The 18749-nt window shown below is 71.2% G+C and carries 17 protein-coding genes; 4 read left to right on the top strand and 13 right to left on the bottom strand.

The genetic code is table 11. The features are described from left to right. The first annotated feature begins 58 nt into the window (after nucleotides 1-58). Nucleotides 59-1510: a DNA repair protein RadA gene (gene radA, locus E0H26_RS06070; protein WP_131301799.1), complete on the top strand. Its 1452-nt coding sequence runs from the start codon at nucleotides 59-61 to the stop codon at nucleotides 1508-1510. A 107-nt stretch (nucleotides 1511-1617) separates the two neighbouring features. Then, the gene (gene disA, locus E0H26_RS06065; protein ID WP_131301797.1) at nucleotides 1618-2796 is read left to right on the top strand and encodes a DNA integrity scanning diadenylate cyclase DisA; all 1179 of its coding nucleotides are present in this window, start codon (nucleotides 1618-1620) and stop codon (nucleotides 2794-2796) included. A gap of 25 nt (nucleotides 2797-2821) precedes the next feature. Here disA and E0H26_RS06060 read toward each other — a convergent pair whose 3' ends face one another. The 3 genes from E0H26_RS06060 to E0H26_RS06050 all read right to left on the bottom strand — a co-directional run bounded on the left by E0H26_RS06060 (nucleotide 2822) and on the right by E0H26_RS06050 (nucleotide 4779). Next, a complete protein-coding gene (locus tag E0H26_RS06060; RefSeq protein ID WP_131301794.1) occupies nucleotides 2822-3541 on the bottom strand; it encodes a hypothetical protein in 720 nt (239 codons plus the stop codon). Between the two features lie 135 nt (nucleotides 3542-3676). Then, nucleotides 3677-4225, bottom strand: a complete 549-nt coding sequence (locus tag E0H26_RS06055; RefSeq protein ID WP_131302598.1) for a peptide deformylase — start codon at nucleotides 4223-4225, stop codon at nucleotides 3677-3679. A 41-nt stretch (nucleotides 4226-4266) separates the two neighbouring features. Continuing rightward, on the bottom strand, nucleotides 4267-4779 hold the full coding sequence (locus E0H26_RS06050; protein WP_131301791.1) for a glycine cleavage system transcriptional repressor: 513 nt from the start codon (nucleotides 4777-4779) through the stop codon (nucleotides 4267-4269). A gap of 97 nt (nucleotides 4780-4876) precedes the next feature. On the opposite strand from E0H26_RS06050, the gene E0H26_RS06045 reads away from it, so the two are divergent. Beyond that, nucleotides 4877-5779 (top strand): HhH-GPD family protein, encoded by a 903-nt coding sequence (locus tag E0H26_RS06045; protein ID WP_131301788.1) that lies wholly within the window; start codon nucleotides 4877-4879, stop codon nucleotides 5777-5779. Between the two features lie 39 nt (nucleotides 5780-5818). Here the strand turns inward: E0H26_RS06045 and E0H26_RS06040 are convergent, their stop codons facing one another. The 4 genes from E0H26_RS06040 to lysS form a co-directional block, all read right to left on the bottom strand. Further along, nucleotides 5819-6463: a C39 family peptidase gene (locus E0H26_RS06040; RefSeq protein WP_131301785.1), complete on the bottom strand. Its 645-nt coding sequence runs from the start codon at nucleotides 6461-6463 to the stop codon at nucleotides 5819-5821. Nucleotides 6464-6878: 415 nt separating this feature from the next. Continuing rightward, nucleotides 6879-9413 carry an ATP-dependent Clp protease ATP-binding subunit gene (locus tag E0H26_RS06035; protein WP_131302596.1) on the bottom strand — a complete coding sequence of 845 codons (2535 nt, stop codon included), beginning with the start codon at nucleotides 9411-9413 and terminating at the stop codon, nucleotides 6879-6881. Nucleotides 9414-9888: 475 nt separating this feature from the next. After that, entirely contained in the window at nucleotides 9889-10239 is a 351-nt protein-coding gene (locus E0H26_RS06030) for a histone-like nucleoid-structuring protein Lsr2 (RefSeq protein ID WP_111242545.1), read from the bottom strand. A 116-nt stretch (nucleotides 10240-10355) separates the two neighbouring features. Continuing rightward, nucleotides 10356-11864 (bottom strand): lysine--tRNA ligase, encoded by a 1509-nt coding sequence (gene lysS, locus E0H26_RS06025; RefSeq protein WP_131301782.1) that lies wholly within the window; start codon nucleotides 11862-11864, stop codon nucleotides 10356-10358. A gap of 91 nt (nucleotides 11865-11955) precedes the next feature. Here lysS and E0H26_RS06020 point away from each other — a divergent pair, with 91 nt between their 5' ends. Further along, nucleotides 11956-12714 (top strand): class I SAM-dependent methyltransferase, encoded by a 759-nt coding sequence (locus E0H26_RS06020; protein ID WP_131301779.1) that lies wholly within the window; start codon nucleotides 11956-11958, stop codon nucleotides 12712-12714. Nucleotides 12715-12935: 221 nt separating this feature from the next. Here the strand turns inward: E0H26_RS06020 and E0H26_RS06015 are convergent, their stop codons facing one another. The 6 genes from E0H26_RS06015 to panC form a co-directional block, all read right to left on the bottom strand. Continuing rightward, nucleotides 12936-13694, bottom strand: a complete 759-nt coding sequence (locus E0H26_RS06015) for a type III pantothenate kinase (RefSeq protein ID WP_131301776.1) — start codon at nucleotides 13692-13694, stop codon at nucleotides 12936-12938. Between the two features lie 19 nt (nucleotides 13695-13713). Beyond that, nucleotides 13714-14610, bottom strand: coding sequence for a carboxylating nicotinate-nucleotide diphosphorylase (gene nadC / locus E0H26_RS06010; RefSeq protein WP_131302594.1), 897 nt, complete (start codon nucleotides 14608-14610; stop codon nucleotides 13714-13716). A gap of 26 nt (nucleotides 14611-14636) precedes the next feature. Further along, on the bottom strand, nucleotides 14637-16331 hold the full coding sequence (locus E0H26_RS06005) for an L-aspartate oxidase (RefSeq protein WP_131301773.1): 1695 nt from the start codon (nucleotides 16329-16331) through the stop codon (nucleotides 14637-14639). 61 nt (nucleotides 16332-16392) lie between these two features. Next, a complete protein-coding gene (locus E0H26_RS06000; RefSeq protein ID WP_131301770.1) occupies nucleotides 16393-17289 on the bottom strand; it encodes a septum formation family protein in 897 nt (298 codons plus the stop codon). A 157-nt stretch (nucleotides 17290-17446) separates the two neighbouring features. After that, nucleotides 17447-17866, bottom strand: a complete 420-nt coding sequence (panD, locus tag E0H26_RS05995) for an aspartate 1-decarboxylase (RefSeq protein WP_131301768.1) — start codon at nucleotides 17864-17866, stop codon at nucleotides 17447-17449. A 29-nt stretch (nucleotides 17867-17895) separates the two neighbouring features. Next, entirely contained in the window at nucleotides 17896-18744 is an 849-nt protein-coding gene (gene panC, locus E0H26_RS05990) for a pantoate--beta-alanine ligase (RefSeq protein ID WP_131302592.1), read from the bottom strand. Nucleotides 18745-18749 lie beyond the last annotated feature (5 nt).

The following is an 18749-nucleotide window of genomic DNA, read 5'->3' as shown; positions in this document are numbered from 1 at the left end:
GCGTGGTGACCCCATGCCGACGGCGCCGTCGTCGTACCCGGGGGTTAGCGTCGCTCGGGTGAGCATCTCCCGATCGACCCCGGCCCGGGGAGCGGGTGGCGGGCGCGGCAAGGCCGCCGGCCGCGAGCCCCGCCCCGCGTACGAGTGCGACGCCTGCGGGCACCAGCCACCCAAGTGGGTGGGCCGCTGCCCCGAATGCGGCGAGTGGGGCTCGGTGGTCGAATGCACCGTCACCGGCCCGACCGTCTCGGGCCGCGTGGTCAGCTCCCGGATGCCCGCCGAGCCGGCCCGGCCGATCGCCACCATCAGCGCGGCACCGGCCCGGGCCCGACCCACCGGGGTCAGCGAACTCGACCGGGTGCTCGGAGGCGGGCTGGTGCCCGGGGCGGTGGTGCTGCTCGCCGGTGAACCGGGAGTCGGCAAGTCCACCCTGCTGCTCGACGTCGCCCAGCAGTGGGCAGCCAGCGCGGGCAGCCCGTCGCTGGTGGTCAGCGGCGAGGAGTCGGTCAGCCAGGTGCGGCTGCGCGCCGAACGCATGGGCGCCCTGGACGACCAGCTCTACCTGGCCGCCGAGAGCGACCTCGCGGCGGTGCTCGGTCACCTCGACGCGGTCAAGCCCGGCCTGCTGGTGCTCGACTCGGTACAGACCATCTCCACCACCGGCACCGAGGGGGTGCCCGGCGGGGTGACCCAGGTCCGGGCGGTCACCGCCGCACTGGTCGCGGTGGCGAAGGAACGCGGCATCGCCACGGTGCTGGTCGGCCACGTCACCAAGGACGGCCAGGTCGCCGGCCCCCGGGTGCTGGAGCACCTGGTCGACGTGGTGCTGCACTTCGAGGGCGACAAGCACTCGTCGCTGCGGATGGTGCGTGGGGTCAAGAACCGGTTCGGTGCCGCCGACGAGGTGGGCTGCTTCGAGATGCACGAGGGCGGCATCAGCAGCCTCGCCGACCCGTCCGGGCTGTTCCTCACCCGCTACGCCGAGCCGGTGCCGGGGACCTGCGTGACGGTGGCGATGGAGGGGCGGCGGGCCCTGGTCACCGAGGTGCAGGCGCTGATCGGCGCCACCGTGGCCGGCTCGCCCCGGCGTACCGTCTCCGGCTTGGACTCCGCTCGGCTGGCGATGGTGCTGGCGGTGCTCCAGCGTCGTACCGAACGGCTCACCCTGCACGACCGGGAAGTCTTCGCGGCCACCGTGGGCGGCATCCGGGTGGTCGAGCCGGCCGCCGACCTCGCGGTCGCGCTCGCCGTCGCCTCCGGCGGGCTCAACCTGGCGATCGCGCCCCACCTGGTGGTGATCGGCGAGGTCGGCCTGACCGGCGAGGTACGCCGGGTCGGTGCGGTGCCCCGCCGGCTGACCGAGGCGGCCCGGCTCGGCTTCCGGATGGCTCTGGTGCCGCCCGGCTGCGGGCCGGGCAACACCGGTGCCGGTCCCGAGCAGATGCGGGTGATCGAGGTCGCCGACGTCCGTTCGGCGCTTCAGGCCGCGGCTCGGGCATCGGCGGAGTGAATGCCACGTCTCGGGCGATCCGCCCGGCACCGACCGGACGGGCGGATCGTGACACATCACAGTAACCGCAGGAGCACCCACCGCAGGGCAGTCCGTAGACTGTGCCCGTGCCAGTCGACCGCGATACCACCAAGCCTGCCGGCGCGACACCCCACGCCCGCACCGGTGCCGTGGGTTCGCCCGCCCGTCCGATCAGCATCAGCGTGACCGGGGGTGGCAGCGCCGGCGATCCGTTGCGCGCCAACCTGGCCCTGATGGCGCCCGGCACCGCGCTGCGCGACGGCTTGGAGCGCATCCTGCGCGGCCGCACGGGCGCACTGATCGTCCTCGGCTACGACAAGGTGGTCGAGGGCCTGTGCACCGGCGGCTTCCCACTCGACGTCGAGTTCTCCGCGACCCGGGTACGTGAGCTGTGCAAGATGGACGGCGCGGTGGTGCTCTCCAGTGACGGCACCCGGATCGTCCGGGCGGCGGTGCACCTGATGCCCGACCCGACCATCCCGACCGAGGAGTCGGGCACCCGGCACCGCACCGCGGAGCGGGTCGCCCGGCAGACCGGCTACCCGGTGATCTCGGTCAGCCAGTCGATGCGGATCATCAGCCTCTACGTCAACGGCCAACGGCACGTGCTGGACGACTCGGCGGCGATCCTGTCCCGGGCCAACCAGGCGCTGGCCACCCTGGAGCGGTACAAGCTCCGGCTGGACGAGGTCTCCGGCACGCTCTCCGCCCTGGAGATCGAGGATCTGGTCACCGTACGTGACGCGGTGGCGGTGGTGCAGCGACTGGAGATGGTCCGCCGGATCGCCGACGAGATCGCCGGGTACGTGGTGGAACTGGGCACCGACGGCCGACTGCTCGCGCTTCAACTGGACGAACTGATGGCCGGCGTCGACGCCGACCGTACCCTGGTCATCCGTGACTACCTGCCCACCGGCCGGAAGTCCCGGACCCTCGACGAGGCCCTGGTCGAACTGGACCTGCTCAGCGCCACCGAGCTGATCGACCTGGTCTCGGTCGCCAAGGCGATCGGCTACCCGGCCGCCTCCGACGCGCTGGACGCGGCCGTCAGCCCGCGTGGCTTCCGGCTGCTGGCCAAGGTGCCTCGGCTGCCGGCGGCCGTGGTGGACCGGCTGGTGGTGCACTTCGGCAGCCTTCAGCGGCTGCTCGGCGCCACCGTAGAGGACCTACAGGCCGTCGAGGGCGTCGGCGACGCGCGGGCCCGGGGCGTACGGGAGGGCCTGTCCCGGCTCGCCGAGGCGTCCATCCTGGAACGCTACGTCTGACCCCTGCTCGCCGGCCCGACGCCGGTCAGCCGGTGAGGACGAGCTTGGCCGGCTGGCTCAGCTTGGTGCCCACCCGAGCGAAGACCTCGTACGTCCCGGCCGGTGGGGTGGCACCGCTCGCCAGGCCGTTGGCACAGCGGCTGCTGTCCTTGCCGTTCCAGCCGACCTGGTACGAACGCTCGAAGCCCGAGGTGAAGGACTGCACGTCCGACCCGGAGGCGGTCCCACAGGTGTCCGACGACCAGACCACTTCGGCACCGGACTTGATGTAGATCTCCTGCGCGGTCGCCCCGACATCCCGGTTGCACGTCCGGTCGGCCCGGTTGCGCACCTTCAGGTGCAGGTCGACGCCGGCGCCCCGGATCACCTGCGCGGGCAGCGCCACGGCGGTCACCGAAAGTTCGTTGTCCGTGCAGGTGCCTTCGTCGGCCACGGGGGCGACGACGGGAGGGTTGTTCGTCAGGCTCGGTTCGGACGCGGGGCTGCCGGTCGGCGTGGCCGGGCCGGCACCGGCGTCACCCGACGGGGGCGGCGAGCCGGTCTGCGGGGTCAGCACCGACCCGGTGGGGTCCGGTGTGCCGGAGACGCCCGGATCGGGCTGGCCGTTGCCCGTCGCGTCGTTGCCGCCACGTTGGCCGTTGCACGAGTAGAGCAGGACAACCAGGAAGAGCAGGACCGCGCCGAGCACGACGGCGCGACGCCGCCAGTACACGGCGGGAGACAGGGGGCCGACCGTCAGACGCATGATGCCCCCACCGTAATGGCGTCGTGTGCCACGGACGGTAGCGACGCGCCGAGGCACGTCCGAGCCATCGGAACCCACCCTCCATTGTCGACGGACCTGTTCCGGGCAGTCACCCACGGTGCCGGCGCGGCCGGCTCAGAGATAGACCTTGCGCTGGTAGATCGCGTGCGCGCCGGCCACCCGGTCCAGGAAGAGCAGGCCGGCACAGTGGTCGATCTCGTGTTGCAGGGCGCGTGCCTCGAAACCGTCGGTCACCAGCCGGACGTACTTGCCGCTGCCCGGCAACTCCCCCTCGACCACCAGCCGGCTCGCGCGCTTGACGTCACCGGTCAGGTCGGGCACCGACATGCAGCCCTCCCGGCCCGCCTTCCAGCGGGTCGCCTCGACCACCCGGGCGTTGCAGAGCACGAACGTGCCGTGCACGGTGACCGCCTTGGCGTGTCCCGTGACGTCCACCGCGAACACCTGCGCACCCACGCCCACCTGCGGCGCGGCCAGGCCGACACAGCCGGGCGACACCCGCATCGTGGCGATCAGGTCGGCCGCCAGCCGGACCGTCTCCTCGGCGGTCGGGTCGACCTGCGCACCGGCCCGACTGAGCGCCGGATACGGCGCGGAGACCACGGACAGGACCTGCCCCTCCCCGAGCAGCTCCGGTGTCCAGTCGCCGAGTCCGACGGAGATGTCGGTCTGCGGGTCCGGGTCCGGCCCGCCAGCCTGCCCGGTCACAGCAGATCCGGATCAGCGGGACGGAGAGTGACCTCCACACCCAGGCCAGCGGCCACGTCCGCCAGCTGACCGGCGAGCGGGTCGGCCGCGCCGGCCGGCAGATCGACCTCGGCGACGACCACATAGAGCGACCCCACCAGCCGGGTACTCAGGTCGGTGACGTTGCCGCCCGCCTCGGTGACCGCCCGCGTCATCGCGGCCACGATCCCCATCCGGTCCGCGCCGTGCACCGACATCACATATCGCTCGCCGGCCGGCGCGGTCTCCCCGTCGGGCCGCACCGCGCGTACGGTCGCCAGCAACTGCCCATCGGCGGCCAGCGGGGCCAGGGCCTCCTCGACCTCGGCGGCGGGCGGGCCGACGCAGATCAGGGTCATCGCGAAATGGCCCCGCAGCCGGGTCATCGTGCTGTCGGTGAGGTTGGCCCCGAGCCGGGCGAGCACCTCGGCGACGTCGGCCACGATGCCCGGCCGGTCCCGGCCGATGACGGTGATCGCGAGCTCGTTCATCCGGGCATTCTCCCCGATCGCCACGCGCCGCCGGCGGCGGCCCGCCCGGAGGTGTCCGATCGGCGCGACCTACGCGCGTGACATCATCAGCGGCGCGATGACGGAATCGACCTTCGCCGGACAGGTGAGCCGGTGGTACGAGCGCAATGCCCGCGACCTGCCCTGGCGCAAGCCCGGCACGAGCCCGTGGGCGATCCTGGTCAGCGAGGTCATGCTCCAGCAGACCCCGGTGGTCCGGGTGCTGCCCGCCTGGCAGGCATGGCTGGACCGCTGGCCGACCCCGGCCGCCCTGGCCGCCGACAGCCCGGCCGAGGCGATCCGGATGTGGGGACGGCTCGGTTATCCACGTCGGGCGGTACGGCTGCGCGACTGCGCGGTGGCCATCGCGGAGCGGCACGGCGGTGCGGTGCCGGACCGGCTGGAGCAGCTGCTCGCCCTGCCCGGCGTCGGCACGTACACGGCCCGGGCGGTGGCTGCCTTCGCGTACGGTCAGCGGCACCCGGTGGTCGACACCAACGTACGCCGGGTGGTCTGTCGGGCCGTGGCCGGAGAACCGGACGCCGGCCCGGCGACCCGCCCCGCCGACCTGGTCGCCACCGAGGAACTGCTGCCCATCGAGCCGGCTGCCGCCGCCCTGGCCAGCGCCGCGATCATGGAACTGGGAGCGGTGATCTGCACCGCCCGGTCGCCGCGCTGTACCGCCTGCCCGGTCGAGGCGACCTGCGCCTGGCGCGCCTCCGGTCAGGTCGCGCCGGCGGGGCCGACCCGCCGACCCCAGCGGTACGCCGGCACCGACCGTCAGGTACGCGGCCTGCTGCTCGGGGTGCTTCGGGAGGCGACCGGCCCGGTGCCGCACCAACGGCTGGACCAGGTCTGGGCCGACGACGTGCAACGGGCTCGGGCGCTGGCCGGGCTGATCACCGACGGGCTGGTCGAGCCGGTCGGCGAGGCGTCCTTCCGCCTGATCGGCGACGGCCCGCCGACGCCGGTGCCGGGCTGAGCCGCACATCGGCGCCGGACACGGGTCGTCCTCTGCGGATCAGGCGGAGTAGCCGCGGCTGGCGACCCAGTCCGCCAGCGCGTCGACGTTGATCCAGTACTCGGCCTGCGTCGGGTCGGCCGAGTCGGCGATCTTCGCCTGGGCGCCGCCGTCCCGGTAGCCGGTCACCGAGATGTAGTGCCCGTTGTCGAAGGAGTGGCTGACTCCGTCGTTGTCCGTGGCGGTGCCGAAGACGTTGGCCACCACGCTCCGGCCGTCGTCGACGGCGCGGACGATGTCGGCACGCAGCCGGGCGGTCTCGGCCTCGTCAGCGGTCTGACCGGGGATCTCCACCGTCCGGTAGACGTCCCTACCGGTCCGCTCGTTGAGCGCCTTGGTGATCAGATGCGCCGAGTCGGTACCGCGCTCGGTGGTGCCCATCTCCCGGGCCAGGTCGTCCTGAGAGACGTCCTTGTCCATGGTGGTCAGGGCGTTGCGCACCGCGGCCGGGCCACAGTAGTAGAAGTTCGGCTGGGCCTGGTAGCGCACCTTGAGTTGCCGCTCGCCCTTGCCCTGCCCACGATCGGCGGCCAGTGGGCTGGCGGCCTGCGGCGCGGCCATCGCGCTCGCCGGGCCGGCGACCATGCCGCCGACGACGGCGGCGCCGGCCACGGTCAGGGCAGCCTTGTAGATCAGAGTGTTCATGAGACATCGCCTTCCATCTCGGGGGATCGACACGACACCCGGAAAGGGAGGGTGCGAACCGCGTCGGAGGGAAGCGCCGCCGTCACTCAACGGGGCGGCTGTCAGATGCAGCGGCTCGCTCTGTCACTTACGGCGGGCCGGTGCGGTTACCCCTGGTACAACGGCCCCTGCCAGCGGGCCATGCCCCAGCAAACCGTGACGGCGGCCACACGACGTCGCCGGGTCGCCCGGACCTCGGCGACCCCGACACCAGCTCGACCCACGCCGCCCACCATGTCGTCTACCGGATCAATTGGGAGGTTCGTCCGCTAGATCCCTGTTGCGAGGATTCGGGAGCCACCCGGCCGGCAGGACAAGACGAGGCGGCCCGGTGGCAGATGCCACCGGGCCGCCCGTCGATCTGAGAGCCGTACGACTACTCGTCCGCCCCCGCAGTGGCGGCGCTGCCACCGAGGTCCGCCGGGACGGCGTCCGGCACCTCTACCGGCCGGTCGGAGCCCCGGAAGACGAGCTTGGACTTGTCGATGTCGTTCGGGTCGCCCTCGCAGTCCACCACCACGATCTGACCCGGGGTCAGCTCGTTGAACAGGATCCGCTCGGAGAGGTTGTCCTCGATGTCCCGCTGGATCGTGCGGCGCAGCGGCCGCGCGCCCAGCACCGGGTCGAAGCCCTTGACCGCCAGGTACTTCTTGGCGTTGTCGGTCAGCTCAAGACCCATGTCCTTGTTCTTCAGCTGGGTCTCGATCCGGGCGATCATGATGTCGACGATCTGCAGGATCTCCTGCTGACGCAGCTGGTGGAAGACGATGGTGTCGTCGATCCGGTTCAGGAACTCGGGCCGGAAGTGCTGCTTGAGCTCGTCGTTGACCTTCTGCTTCATCCGGTCGTAGTTCGAGTCCGAGTCCTCCGACGCCTGGAAGCCCAGCGAGACCGCCTTGGCCACGTCCCGGGTACCGAGGTTGGTGGTCAGGATGATGACCGTGTTCTTGAAGTCCACGATCCGACCCTGACCGTCGGTGAGCCGACCGTCCTCCAGGATCTGGAGCAGCGTGTTGAACACGTCCGGGTGGGCCTTCTCGATCTCGTCGAAGAGGACCACCGAGAACGGCCGACGCCGCACCTTCTCGGTCAGCTGTCCGCCCTCGTCGTAACCGACGTATCCGGGCGGGGCACCGACGAGCCGGGAGACGGTGTACCGGTCGTGGAACTCGGACATGTCCAGCTGGATGAGGGCGTCCTCGCTGCCGAACAGGAACTCGGCGAGCGCCTTGGACAGCTCGGTCTTACCCACACCCGACGGGCCGGCGAAGATGAACGAGCCGGACGGACGCTTCGGGTCCTTCAGGCCGGCCCGGGTACGCCGGATGGCCTTCGAGACCGCCTTGACCGCGTCCTCCTGGCCGATGACGCGCTTGTGCAGCTCGTCCTCCATGCGCAGCAGGCGCGAGGTCTCCTCCTCGGTCAGCTTGTAGACCGGGATGCCCGTCCAGTTGCCCAGCACCTCGGCGATCTGCTCGTCGTCGACCTCGCTGACGACGTCCAGGTCACCGGCCTTCCACTCCTTCTCCCGCTGCGCCTTCTGGCCCAGCAGCTGCTTCTCCTTGTCGCGCAGCTGCGCGGCGCGCTCGAAGTCCTGCGCGTCGATCGCGGACTCCTTGTCGCGGCGCACCTGGGCGATCCGCTCGTCGAAGTCACGCAGGTCTGGCGGCGCGGTCATCCGACGGATCCGCATCCGGGCACCGGCCTCGTCGATCAGGTCGATCGCCTTGTCCGGCAGGAAGCGGTCGGAGATGTACCGGTCGGCCAGCGTCGCGGCGGCCACGAGCGCGGCATCCGTGATGCTCACCCGGTGGTGCGCCTCGTAGCGGTCGCGCAGGCCCTTGAGGATCTCGATGGTGTGCGCCAGCGAGGGCTCACCCACCTGGATCGGCTGGAAACGGCGCTCCAGCGCGGCGTCCTTTTCCAGGTGCTTGCGGTATTCGTCAAGGGTGGTCGCGCCGATGGTCTGCAGCTCACCACGGGCCAGCATCGGCTTGAGGATGCTCGCCGCGTCGATCGCGCCCTCGGCGGCACCCGCACCCACCAGGGTGTGGATCTCGTCGATGAACAGGATGATGTCGCCCCGGGTACGGATCTCCTTGAGCACCTTCTTGAGGCGCTCCTCGAAGTCACCGCGGTAGCGGGAACCGGCCACCAGCGCGCCCAGGTCGAGCGTGTAGAGCTGCTTGTCCTTGAGCGTCTCGGGCACCTCGCCCTTGATGATCTTCTGGGACAGCCCCTCGACCACGGCGGTCTTGCCGACGCCGGGCTCACCGATCAGGACCGGGTTGTTCTTGGTACGGCGGGAGAGCACCTGCATCACCCGCTCGATTTCCTTCTCGCGCCCGATCACCGGGTCGAGCTTGCCCTCCCGGGCCGCCTGGGTCAGGTTCCGCCCGAACTGGTCCAGCACCAGGCTGGTCGACGGCGCGGCCTCACCCGGCGCGGTACCGGCGGCCGCCGGCTCCTTGCCCTGGTAGCCGGAGAGCAGCTGGATCACCTGCTGGCGGACCCGGTTCAGGTCGGCGCCGAGCTTGACCAGCACCTGGGCGGCGACGCCCTCACCCTCCCGGATCAGGCCGAGCAGGATGTGCTCGGTGCCGATGTAGTTGTGGCCGAGCTGAAGCGCCTCGCGCAGCGACAGCTCCAGCACCTTCTTGGCCCGCGGCGTGAACGGGATGTGCCCGCTCGGCGCCTGCTGGCCCTGGCCGATGATCTCCTCCACCTGCTGGCGGACGCCCTCCAGGGAGATGCCCAGGCTCTCCAGGGCCTTGGCGGCGACGCCCTCACCCTCGTGGATGAGGCCCAGCAGGATGTGTTCCGTACCGATGTAGTTGTGGTTGAGCATCCGGGCCTCTTCCTGGGCCAGGACGACAACCCGTCGCGCTCGGTCGGTGAACCGCTCGAACATGCCCTCGTGCTCCTCACGTGCCGTGCGCACTCGATCTTGGTGGTCAAGACTCTCGGCGGGGCCGGATACGCGAGCGCCCGGGACGGGCGTCCGCGCCTCATTACTCTATCGCCGCGAACCGGCTCGGCTGACCTCGTGTGTCTGCGCCGTAGGCCCGGTACGCGTCGTTTTGCACAACCCTCCACGCTCAGCGGGTGTTCCGGGCGTGGCGTCTGTACGCGCAGAGCGAAATTCGGCCGGTAGCCGCAGGCCGCCGGAAACCACCGCACGGAGGGGTCCCGGGGCCGGACGGCGTCCCTTCGACGCCATCCACAGGATGTGGACAACGCATCCACCGGCTGTGGACAACGCCCGACCCGGCGGGATTAGTCCCGACCACGACAGGCCCGCCGGACCGGCAACGACCCGCCTGGAGACGCCGACGCCGGCCCGGAGGACTCCGGGCCGGCGTCGGCGGACAACCGTCGGCGTGGTCTCAGTGACCGGCCTTGGCGTGGTACTCGTCGACGATCTCCTGCGGGATCCGGCCCCGGTCGGAAATGTCCTTGCCGGCCTTGCGGGCCCAGGCCCGGATGGCCTTGTTCTGCTCACGGTCGGCGGTGGCGCCGCCCCGACCACGGGCGGCACGCCCACCGACGACGACACCGCCCCGGCCGACCTTGGTGCCATGGGCGATGTACTGGGCGAATACGTCACGCAATTTCTCGGCGTTCGAACTCGACAGGTCGATCTCGTACTGAACGCCGTCGAGCGCGAACTTGACGGTCTCGTCCGCGTCCCCGCCGTCCAGGTCATCGACCAGCTTGTGAATGATCTGCTTGGCCACGTCCCACATTCCTTTCGAGCAGGGCTGATACTGCCGTCTGCAAGAGCAACAATAGCCTGTGAGATGCTTGCCGCGTCAATAGGATGCGGTAAACGCGCCAGCGAGTTTCGAACCGACTACTCGGGGCGAACCAACGGGAAGAGGATGGTTTCCCGAATTCCCAGGCCGGTCAGCGCCATCAGGAGTCGATCGATTCCCATTCCCATCCCACCGGACGGCGGCATTCCGTACTCCATCGCCCGGAGAAAGTCCTCGTCCAGCCGCATCGCCTCGTCGTCGCCACGGGCGGCCAGTTGCGCCTGAGCGAGTAGCCGGTCGCGCTGCACCACCGGGTCGACCAGCTCCGAGTACGCGGTGGCCAACTCGAACCCGAACACGTACAGGTCCCACTTCTCGGCCAGGCCCGGCTCACTGCGGTGCCCCCGGGTCAGCGGACTGGTCTCCTCCGGATAGTCGCGGACGAAGGTGGGCGCCTCCAGGCCGGGTACGACCAACTCCTCGAACAACTCCTCGGCCAGCTTGCCCGGCCCCCACTTGGGATCGACGGACACACCGGCCTTGTCCGCGTACTCGACCAGACGGGCTCGTTCGGTGCGGACGGTGACCTCCTCTCCGAGCGCCTCGGAAAGCACCCCGAACAGGCTCACCGAACGCCACTCACCGCCCAGGTCGAACTCCCGACCGTCGGCGTGCGTCACCACGGTCGACCCGCTCGCCGCCACCGCCGCCTGCTGTACGAGATTCCGGGTCAACTCGGCCATCGTGTCGTAGTCGCCGTACGCCTGGTACGCCTCCAGCATCGCGAACTCGGGTGAGTGCGAAGAGTCGATGCCCTCATTACGGAAGTTGCGGTTGATCTCGAACACTCGCTCGACACCGCCGACCACGGCGCGCTTGAGAAACAGTTCCGGCGCGATTCGTAGATACAGATCGGTGTCGAGCGCATTGCTGTGGGTCACGAAAGGTCGGGCCGCCGCGCCGCCATGCAGCAACTGCAGCATCGGGGTCTCGACCTCGATGAATCCCTGCCCGTGCAGGGAATCGCGCAGGCTGCGCACGGCGGCGGCCCGAGTGCGGACCATCTGGCGGGCCTGCGGGCGGACGATCAGATCGACGTAACGCTGCCGGACCCGGGCCTCCTCGCTGAGCGGCTTGTGTGCCACCGGCAGCGGGCGCAGCGCCTTGGCGGTGATCGCCCACTGCGCGGCGAGCACGGACAACTCGCCCCGCCGGCTGGTGATCACCTCGCCGGTGATGCCCACCAGGTCACCGAGGTCGATCAGGCGCTTCCAGTCGTCCAGCCGTTCCGCGCCGACCCGGTCCAGCGACAGCATGGCCTGCAATTCGGTGCCATCCCCGTCCCGCAGGGTGGCGAAGCAGAGCTTGCCGGTGTTCCGTACGAAGATCACCCGGCCGGTGACCGAGACCTGGTCGCCGGTCGCGGTGTCCGTGGGCAGGTCGGCGTAGCGCTCGCGCACCTCCGCCAGGGTGCTGGTACGCGGGAAGCTGATCGGGTAGGGCTCGACGCCGTCGGCGAGCATCCGCTCCCGCTTCTCCCGGCGGACCTTCATCTGCTCGGGAAGGTCGTCGGCGGGGTCGACTGGCACGGGGCTCTGCTGGGTCACGGCACGCTTCCTCGGAGGGAGAATTCGGGCGGGGTCAAGCCCCGAGCGTACTCAAGCGCCCGGACGACCGTTACTGGATAGCCTGCCGGCCATGACCGACCCCACCCAGCGCCTCTCTTTCGGCGCCGCCGCCGCCGAGTACGACCGGTTCAGACCCCGCTATCCGGCAGCGGCCCTGCGCTGGGCCCTCGCTGGCACCGAGCCCGCCGAGGCACCCACCGGGCCCGTCCAGGTGGTCGACCTGGCGGCCGGCACGGGCATCCTCACCCGTGTTCTGCTCGCGCTGGGCCACCAGGTCACAGCCGTCGAACCCGACCCGGGCATGCGGGCCCAGCTGGCCGCGGCCACTCCCGGCGTACGCGCACTGGCCGGCAGCGCCGAATCGCTGCCGCTGCCCGACGGCTCCGTCGACGCCGTGCTGGCCGGACAGGCGTACCACTGGTTCGACCGGCCGGCGGCCCACCCGGAGATCGCCCGGGTGCTCCGCCCCGGCGGGGTGTTCGCCCCGATCTGGAACCTGCGCGACGACCGGGTCCCCTGGGTGACCGAGCTGAGCCGGATCGCCGAGATCGGCGACACCGTCGACCGGCTACGGCAGACCGTCACCGACTTCGGGGACGCCTTCAGCGCACCCGAGTGGTCCGAGTTCGCCCACACCACCACGCTGACCCGCACCGACCTGCTCGGCCTGATCCACACCCGCTCTTACTACCTGACCGCGACCCCCACCCGACAGGCCGAAGTCGATCAAGAAATCCGCCGGCTCCTCGACACCCACCCCGACCTGACCGGCCAGGAGACCCTCACCCTCCCGTACCGCACCCTGGTAGCCCGCTCCCGACGCACCTGACCCTTCCCCGCCCCCGTAACCCCCACACCGACCGCAACCACCGAACGACACCCACCCAACAGACGGCACAAGCCCAACCCGCCTCAGACACGGCCCCAGAGGAACGGATGAGACCGCCACACCGGCGGGTTTCCGGGCAGCCCGACCGGCGCAGGGATCAAACCTGACCGCCCGGAGCCGGTCGGGCTGCCCGGAAACCCCACCAACCAGAACAAACGGAATCAAACGTTCCGCTCATAAACCATGCGCAACCCGATCAACGTGATCATCGGCTCGTGGTGCGTGATCGTCCGGCACTCGTTGAGCACCAACGGCGCCAGCCCACCCGTGGCGATCACCGCCTTCAGCTCGCCCATCTCGGCGGCCATCCGCTCGACGATCCGGTCCACCTGCCCGGCGAAGCCGAAGTAGAGCCCTGCCTGGAGACACTCCACGGTGTTCTTGCCGATCACCGACCGGGGCTTGGTCGCCTCGACCTTGCGCAGCTGAGCGGCGCGGGCCGCCAGCGCGTCGAACGAGATCTCGATGCCCGGCGCGAACGCGCCGCCGAGGAACTCGCCGCGACCGCTGATCACGTCGAAGTTGGTCGTGGTACCGAAGTCGACCACGATCGACGGCCCGCCGTAGAGGGTGTACGCGGCCAACGTGTTCACCACCCGGTCGGAGCCGACCTCCTTCGGGTTGTCGATGGCGAGCTGCACACCGGTGCGTACCCCCGGCTCCACGATCACGCTCGGCAGCTCACCGTAGTAGCGGGTCAGCATGGTCCGCAGCGAGCGCAGCGCGGCCGGCACCGTCGAGCAGGCCGCCACCCCGGTGATCTCGACGGCGTCCCCGGCGAGCAGCCCCCGGAACATCAGGCCCAGCTCGTCGGCGGTCGAGCGGGCGTCGGTCTTGATCCGCCAGGAGTGCACCAGCTGGTCGCCGTCGAAGGTCGCCAGCACCGTGTTGGTGTTCCCGATGTCGATGCAGAGCAGCACGCACGAAGCCTAGACGGGCTCACTCCGTACGCAGGTCCAGGGCGATGTCCAGGATCGGCGAGGAGTGGGTGAGGGCGCCCACGGAGAGGAAGTCGACGCCGGTTGCCCCGACCTGTGCGGCGTGGGCGAGGGTCAGCCCCCCGGTCGCCTCCAGTTCGGCCCGGTCGCCGACAGCCGCCACCACCTCGGTGAGCAGCTGCGGGGACATGTTGTCCAGCAGCAGGAACCGCGCGCCGGCCTCGACCGCCTCCACCGCCTCTTCGAGGGTGTCCACCTCGACCTGCACCGGCACGTCCGGGAACGCCTCCCGAACCCGGCGGTAGGCGGCGGTGATCCCGCCCGCGGCGTACTTGTGGTTGTCCTTGATCATCGCGACGTCGTGCAGGCCCATCCGCTTGTTCGTACCGCCGCCGGCACGCACCGCGTACTTCTCCAGGGCGCGCAGGCCGGGGGTGGTCTTGCGGGTGTCGAGGACCATCGCCTTGCTGCCGGCCAGCGCGTCCGCCCAGGCCCGGGTGTGGGTGGCCACCCCGGAGAGCCGGCAGAGCAGGTTGAGCGCGGTGCGTTCGGCGGTGAGCAACACCCGGGTCGGGCCGGTCACGGTGGCCAGCACATCGCCGCGGGCCACCCGCTCGCCGTCGCGGGCCACCACCGACACCTCGACGGTACGGCCAGCGCCGGTCACCTCACCGGCCAGCTCGAAGACGGCGGCGGCCACGGCCAGCCCGGCCACCACCCCGTCGGCCCGGGCCACCACGTCGGCGGTGTCGGTCTGCGCCGCCGGAATGGTCGCGACACTGGTGACGTCGAGCAGTTCCGTACCGAGATCCTCGACGAGGGCGTTCTCGACGATCCTGCGTACCTGCGCCGGCTCCAGCCCGGCCTCGCGCAGCAATCCCTCGGTCGCGGCGCTCACGCCGGCATGTCCCGTCGTCATCTCGCTCATCGGGTCTCCTCCCACCGCATGGCCAGTCGGCTGTCCGCCCCGATCGCGCCGACCAGGTGGCCGTGCCACCGTCCATCGGCCACCGGATGGTCCTCCCGCCAGTGGCATCCCCGGGTCTCCTGGCGGGCGTACGCGGCGGCGACCAGCATCGTCGCCACCGTGAGCAGGTTCGTCGCCTCCCAGTCGGCGGTGCCGGGCCTGCCGCGACCGGCGCCCAAATCCACCAGCTCGGCAGCGGTCCCGGCCAGCGTCGCGGACGACCGGAGCACGCCCGCACCCCGGGTCATCGCCCGTTGCAGGACGGGTGTCGTCGTTGCCGGCAGCACCCAGCCGGCGCCTCCGCGCCAGGCTCCGGTGTCCGCGGGACGGGCCTGTTCGGGCAGTCCGGCGGCGATGTGGTCGGCGATCCGCCGGGAGAAGACCAGCCCCTCCAACAGGGAGTTGCTGGCCAGCCGGTTCGCGCCGTGTACCCCGGTGCAGGCGACCTCGCCGCAGGCGTACAGGCCGGGGATGGAGGTACGACCGTGCAGATCCGTACGGACCCCGCCGGAGGCGTAGTGCGCGGCCGGTGCCACCGGGATCAGGTCGCTGCCCGGGTCCACCCCGATGGCCAGGCAGGAGGCGACGATGGTCGGGAAGCGGCGGGCCAGGAAGTCGCCGCCGAGGTGGCGGGCGTCGAGGTAGACGTGGTCGTCCCCGGTGGCCAGCAGCACCCGGTGGATGCCCTTGGCCACCACGTCCCGGGGGGCCAACTCGGCCAGTTCGTGCTGGCCCAGCATGAACCGCTTGCCGTCGGCGTCCACCAGGTGCGCCCCCTCGCCCCGCAGCGCCTCGGAGACCAGCGGCTGTTGAGCGTGGCCGGCGCCGGGCACCCGGGCGTGTTCCGGCACGATCAGCGCGGTCGGGTGGAACTGGACGAACTCCACGTCGGTGACGGCCGCGCCGGCCCGCATGGCCAGGGCCACCCCGTCGCCGGTGGAGACCGCGGGGTTGGTGGTGGCCGCGAAGATCTGACCCATCCCGCCGGTGGCCAGCACCACGGCCCGGCTCAGGATGGCGCCCACGCCGTCCTCGCTGCCCTCACCGAGCACGTGCAGGGTGATGCCGCAGGCCGGGCCGAGCCCGCCGGGGCCGTCGCCGGGGGCGCGGAGGAGATCCAGCACCAGGGCGTGCTCGACCAGCCGGATCCACGGGTCACGACGGACCGCCTCGTGCAGGGCCCGCTGGACCTCGGCACCGGTCGCGTCACCACCGGCGTGCACGATGCGGTCCGCCCGGTGCCCACCTTCCCGGGTAAGCATCAACGAGCCGTCCGGGTTGCGGTCGAACATGGCGCCGATGCGGATGAGTTCCCGTAGCCGGGTCGGCCCCTCCTCCACCAGCACACCCACCGCCACCGGATCGCAGAGCCCCACGCCGGCGGTCTCGGTGTCCGCCGCGTGCATCGCCGGGGTGTCCGCCGGGTCGAGCACCGCGGCGATGCCGCCCTGCGCCCAGCGGGTCGATCCCTCGTCGATGTTCACCTTGGTCACCACGGTCACGTGCAGGCCGGCCTCGCGCAGGTGCAGCGCGGCGGTCAGCCCGGCCACCCCGGAGCCGACCACGATCACGTCGGTGGTTTCCACCCAGCCGGGCGCCGGCGCGGACAGCAGGCTGGGCAGTACCGGCAGGCCGACGGTCGGGAACTCCATGCCTCCAGTCAACCCGAACGTCCCTCGCCTCGGGTGGCCGGGGCGGGACGAGTGCTTCCGGCTACTTCGTCCGGATCGGCAGGCCCGCCGGTCCGACCGCCTTGAGCGACCCGGTGACCTTCCGGTCGCTGAGCCACAGGTAGCAACGGACCCCCCGGTCGCCGACCCGCCACCGCCCGGCGCCGGGCGGACGGACCACGACGTCGCTGCGGAAGGCCAGGTCGGTGTCGTCGGGCACGCCGGCATACCGGGCGAGCACGGTACGGCAGCCGGCGTAGAACGGCGCCCACTGCGCGCTGCGGGTCGGGTACGGGCGGTCGGGCGCCTGCCACACCCCGACGAACTCGGCGTCGTGACGCTCGGCGCAGTCCACCGGCACCAGGGCCTGCACCACCCTGGTCCGGTCGATGCGTGCCTGCTGGCACCCCAACCAGAGCGGTGACGGTGGCCGCAGGGCATTACGCAGCGAGCCGGTACGGGTCACCACCGTGGCGCCCGCCTCGGCCGTGGTCACCTCCATGAGGTCGCACCGGTACCAGCGCGACCCGGCAGCCCAACCCGCCCCGGACGGGACCGCCACCGCCAGCCGCAGCCGGCCGGCCCGCCAGTTGTCGCCGACGTAGCCGGTGGTCCGCTGGTCGCAGTCGGCGAAGGCGGTACGCAGTTCAGGTGAGGCGATCGGCGGTGGCTCGCTCCGCGCGCCGGCAAAGACACCGACGTGCACGGTTTCCACCCGGTGCGGCGTGGCGCAGTCGACCGGAGCGTACGCCGGGACCGGCACCGCATCGGCGAAGTCCGTCTCGTGGCAGACCTCGGCGGCCGGGGTGAACGGGCCCGGTGCGGGCAGGGCCGCCCAGTCGTCCACCAGGTCGCCGTCGAGGCCGTGCGGTGCACCGCAGCCCACCAGCAACACCAGGCCGGCAAAGGCCGCGATCAGGGCTCTCGTCGCACGCTGCATGACGCCGCCTCCCCCAGCCAGCGGCCGTCCCCCGACGGCGGTACCAGCGTAACCAGAAATGACCTTCCGGTGACAGACCGGATTCCCGGCGTGCGGCGACCGCAGGTGTTAGCAAGGAGCCCTTTTACCTCACGAGGCGTTAAGAAGGTGCCCTTCCTTACACCGACAGGGGGTTGGGGACGGGGGTGCCGGCGGTACCAGGGGCGGCCGTCGACAGGTCGACGCCAAGGTCGACGACCTTGTTTTCGGCGTCCACGTGCACCACCCGAGGACGGTACGTACGCGCCTCGGCGTCGTCCATCTGCCCGTACGAGATCAGGATGACCAGGTCACCGGGCTGGACCAGGCGGGCTGCGGCGCCGTTGATGCCGATCACACCGCTGCCCCGCCGGCCCGGAATCACGTACGTCTCGAGCCGGGCGCCGTTGGTGATGTCCACGATCGCCACCTGTTCCCCGGGCAGCAGGTCGGCGGCGTCCAGCAGGTCCTCGTCCACGGTCACCGAGCCGACGTAGTGCAGATCCGCCTGGGTCACCGTGGCGCGGTGGATCTTGGACTTGAGCATGGTGCGGTACATCAGGACGCCTTTCGCGGGTACGAGTCTGTTCAGGACGTCGGGTGCAACGTGACGGGGGCGTTGTCGATCAGCCGGGTGTCACCCACCCAGGCGGCGACGAGCAGCCGAGCCGGGCCCTGGACCGGCCCTGGCTCCAGGTCGGGATCGGTGAGGACCAGGTAGTCGAGCCGGGCACCGGATCCGCCGGCACCGAAGGCGGCGTGTGCCGCAGCCAGCACCGCCCCGGCATCGCGCCCCGCCTCGGCGGCCTCGGCACCGGCCCGCAGCGCCCCCGACAGGCCGAGCGCCACCTGCCGGTCGACGGCGGAGAGGTAACGGTTGCGGCTGGACAGCGCCAACCCGTCCGGCTCCCGGACGGTGGGCACGCCGACCACCTCGACCGGCACGTCCAGGTCCCGACACATCCGCCGGATCAGGGTCAACTGCTGGTAGTCCTTCTCGCCGAAGAAGGCCAGGTCCGGGCGGGTGAGCTGGAGCAGCTTCAAGACCACGGTGAGTACGCCGTGGAAGAAGCCCGGCCGACTCAACCCCTCCAGGTCCTCGCCGAGCGGGCCCGGGTTGACCCGTACCTGCGGTGCGCCGCCCGGATACATGTCCGGTACGGCCGGGGCGAAGACCAGGTCGACGCCGGCCCGCCGGCACACTTCCAGATCGGCGTCGAGGGTCCGTGGGTAGCGGTCGAAGTCCTCGGTCGGGCCGAACTGCAACGGGTTCACGAAGATCGTCACAAGCACGTGGTCGGCGCGCTCGCGGGCCGCCCGCAACAGCGACTCGTGCCCCTCGTGCAACGCCCCCATGGTCATCACCACCCCCACCGTTCCGGTGCGGGCGGCCCGGGCCACGGCCAACTCGGCGCGGGTGTGCACAAGTTCGGTCACGCGCG

The organism is Micromonospora zingiberis, assembly GCF_004331455.1.
In the GTDB taxonomy this organism is placed as follows: Bacteria; Actinomycetota; Actinomycetes; order Mycobacteriales; family Micromonosporaceae; genus Micromonospora; species Micromonospora zingiberis.
The sequence above is the reverse complement of the archived record's forward strand: the minus strand, read 5'-3'. Positions and strand labels throughout refer to the sequence as shown.

Bases quoted from the DNA above. Each gene is read 5' to 3' on its own strand.
- E0H26_RS06020 (WP_131301779.1), top strand. From the start codon at position 11,956: ATGACCGACCCCACCCAGCGCCTCTCTTTCGGCGCCGCCGCCGCCGAG.
- E0H26_RS06060 (WP_131301794.1), bottom strand. From the start codon at position 3,541: ATGCGTCTGACGGTCGGCCCCCTGTCTCCCGCCGTGTACTGGCGGCGT.
- panD (WP_131301768.1), bottom strand. From the start codon at position 17,866: ATGTACCGCACCATGCTCAAGTCCAAGATCCACCGCGCCACGGTGACC.
- E0H26_RS06040 (WP_131301785.1), bottom strand. From the start codon at position 6,463: ATGAACACTCTGATCTACAAGGCTGCCCTGACCGTGGCCGGCGCCGCC.
- E0H26_RS06045 (WP_131301788.1), top strand. From the start codon at position 4,877: ATGACGGAATCGACCTTCGCCGGACAGGTGAGCCGGTGGTACGAGCGC.
- E0H26_RS06005 (WP_131301773.1), bottom strand. From the start codon at position 16,331: ATGGAGTTCCCGACCGTCGGCCTGCCGGTACTGCCCAGCCTGCTGTCC.
- E0H26_RS06000 (WP_131301770.1), bottom strand. From the start codon at position 17,289: ATGCAGCGTGCGACGAGAGCCCTGATCGCGGCCTTTGCCGGCCTGGTG.
- E0H26_RS06035 (WP_131302596.1), bottom strand. From the start codon at position 9,413: ATGTTCGAGCGGTTCACCGACCGAGCGCGACGGGTTGTCGTCCTGGCC.
- E0H26_RS06050 (WP_131301791.1), bottom strand. From the start codon at position 4,779: ATGAACGAGCTCGCGATCACCGTCATCGGCCGGGACCGGCCGGGCATC.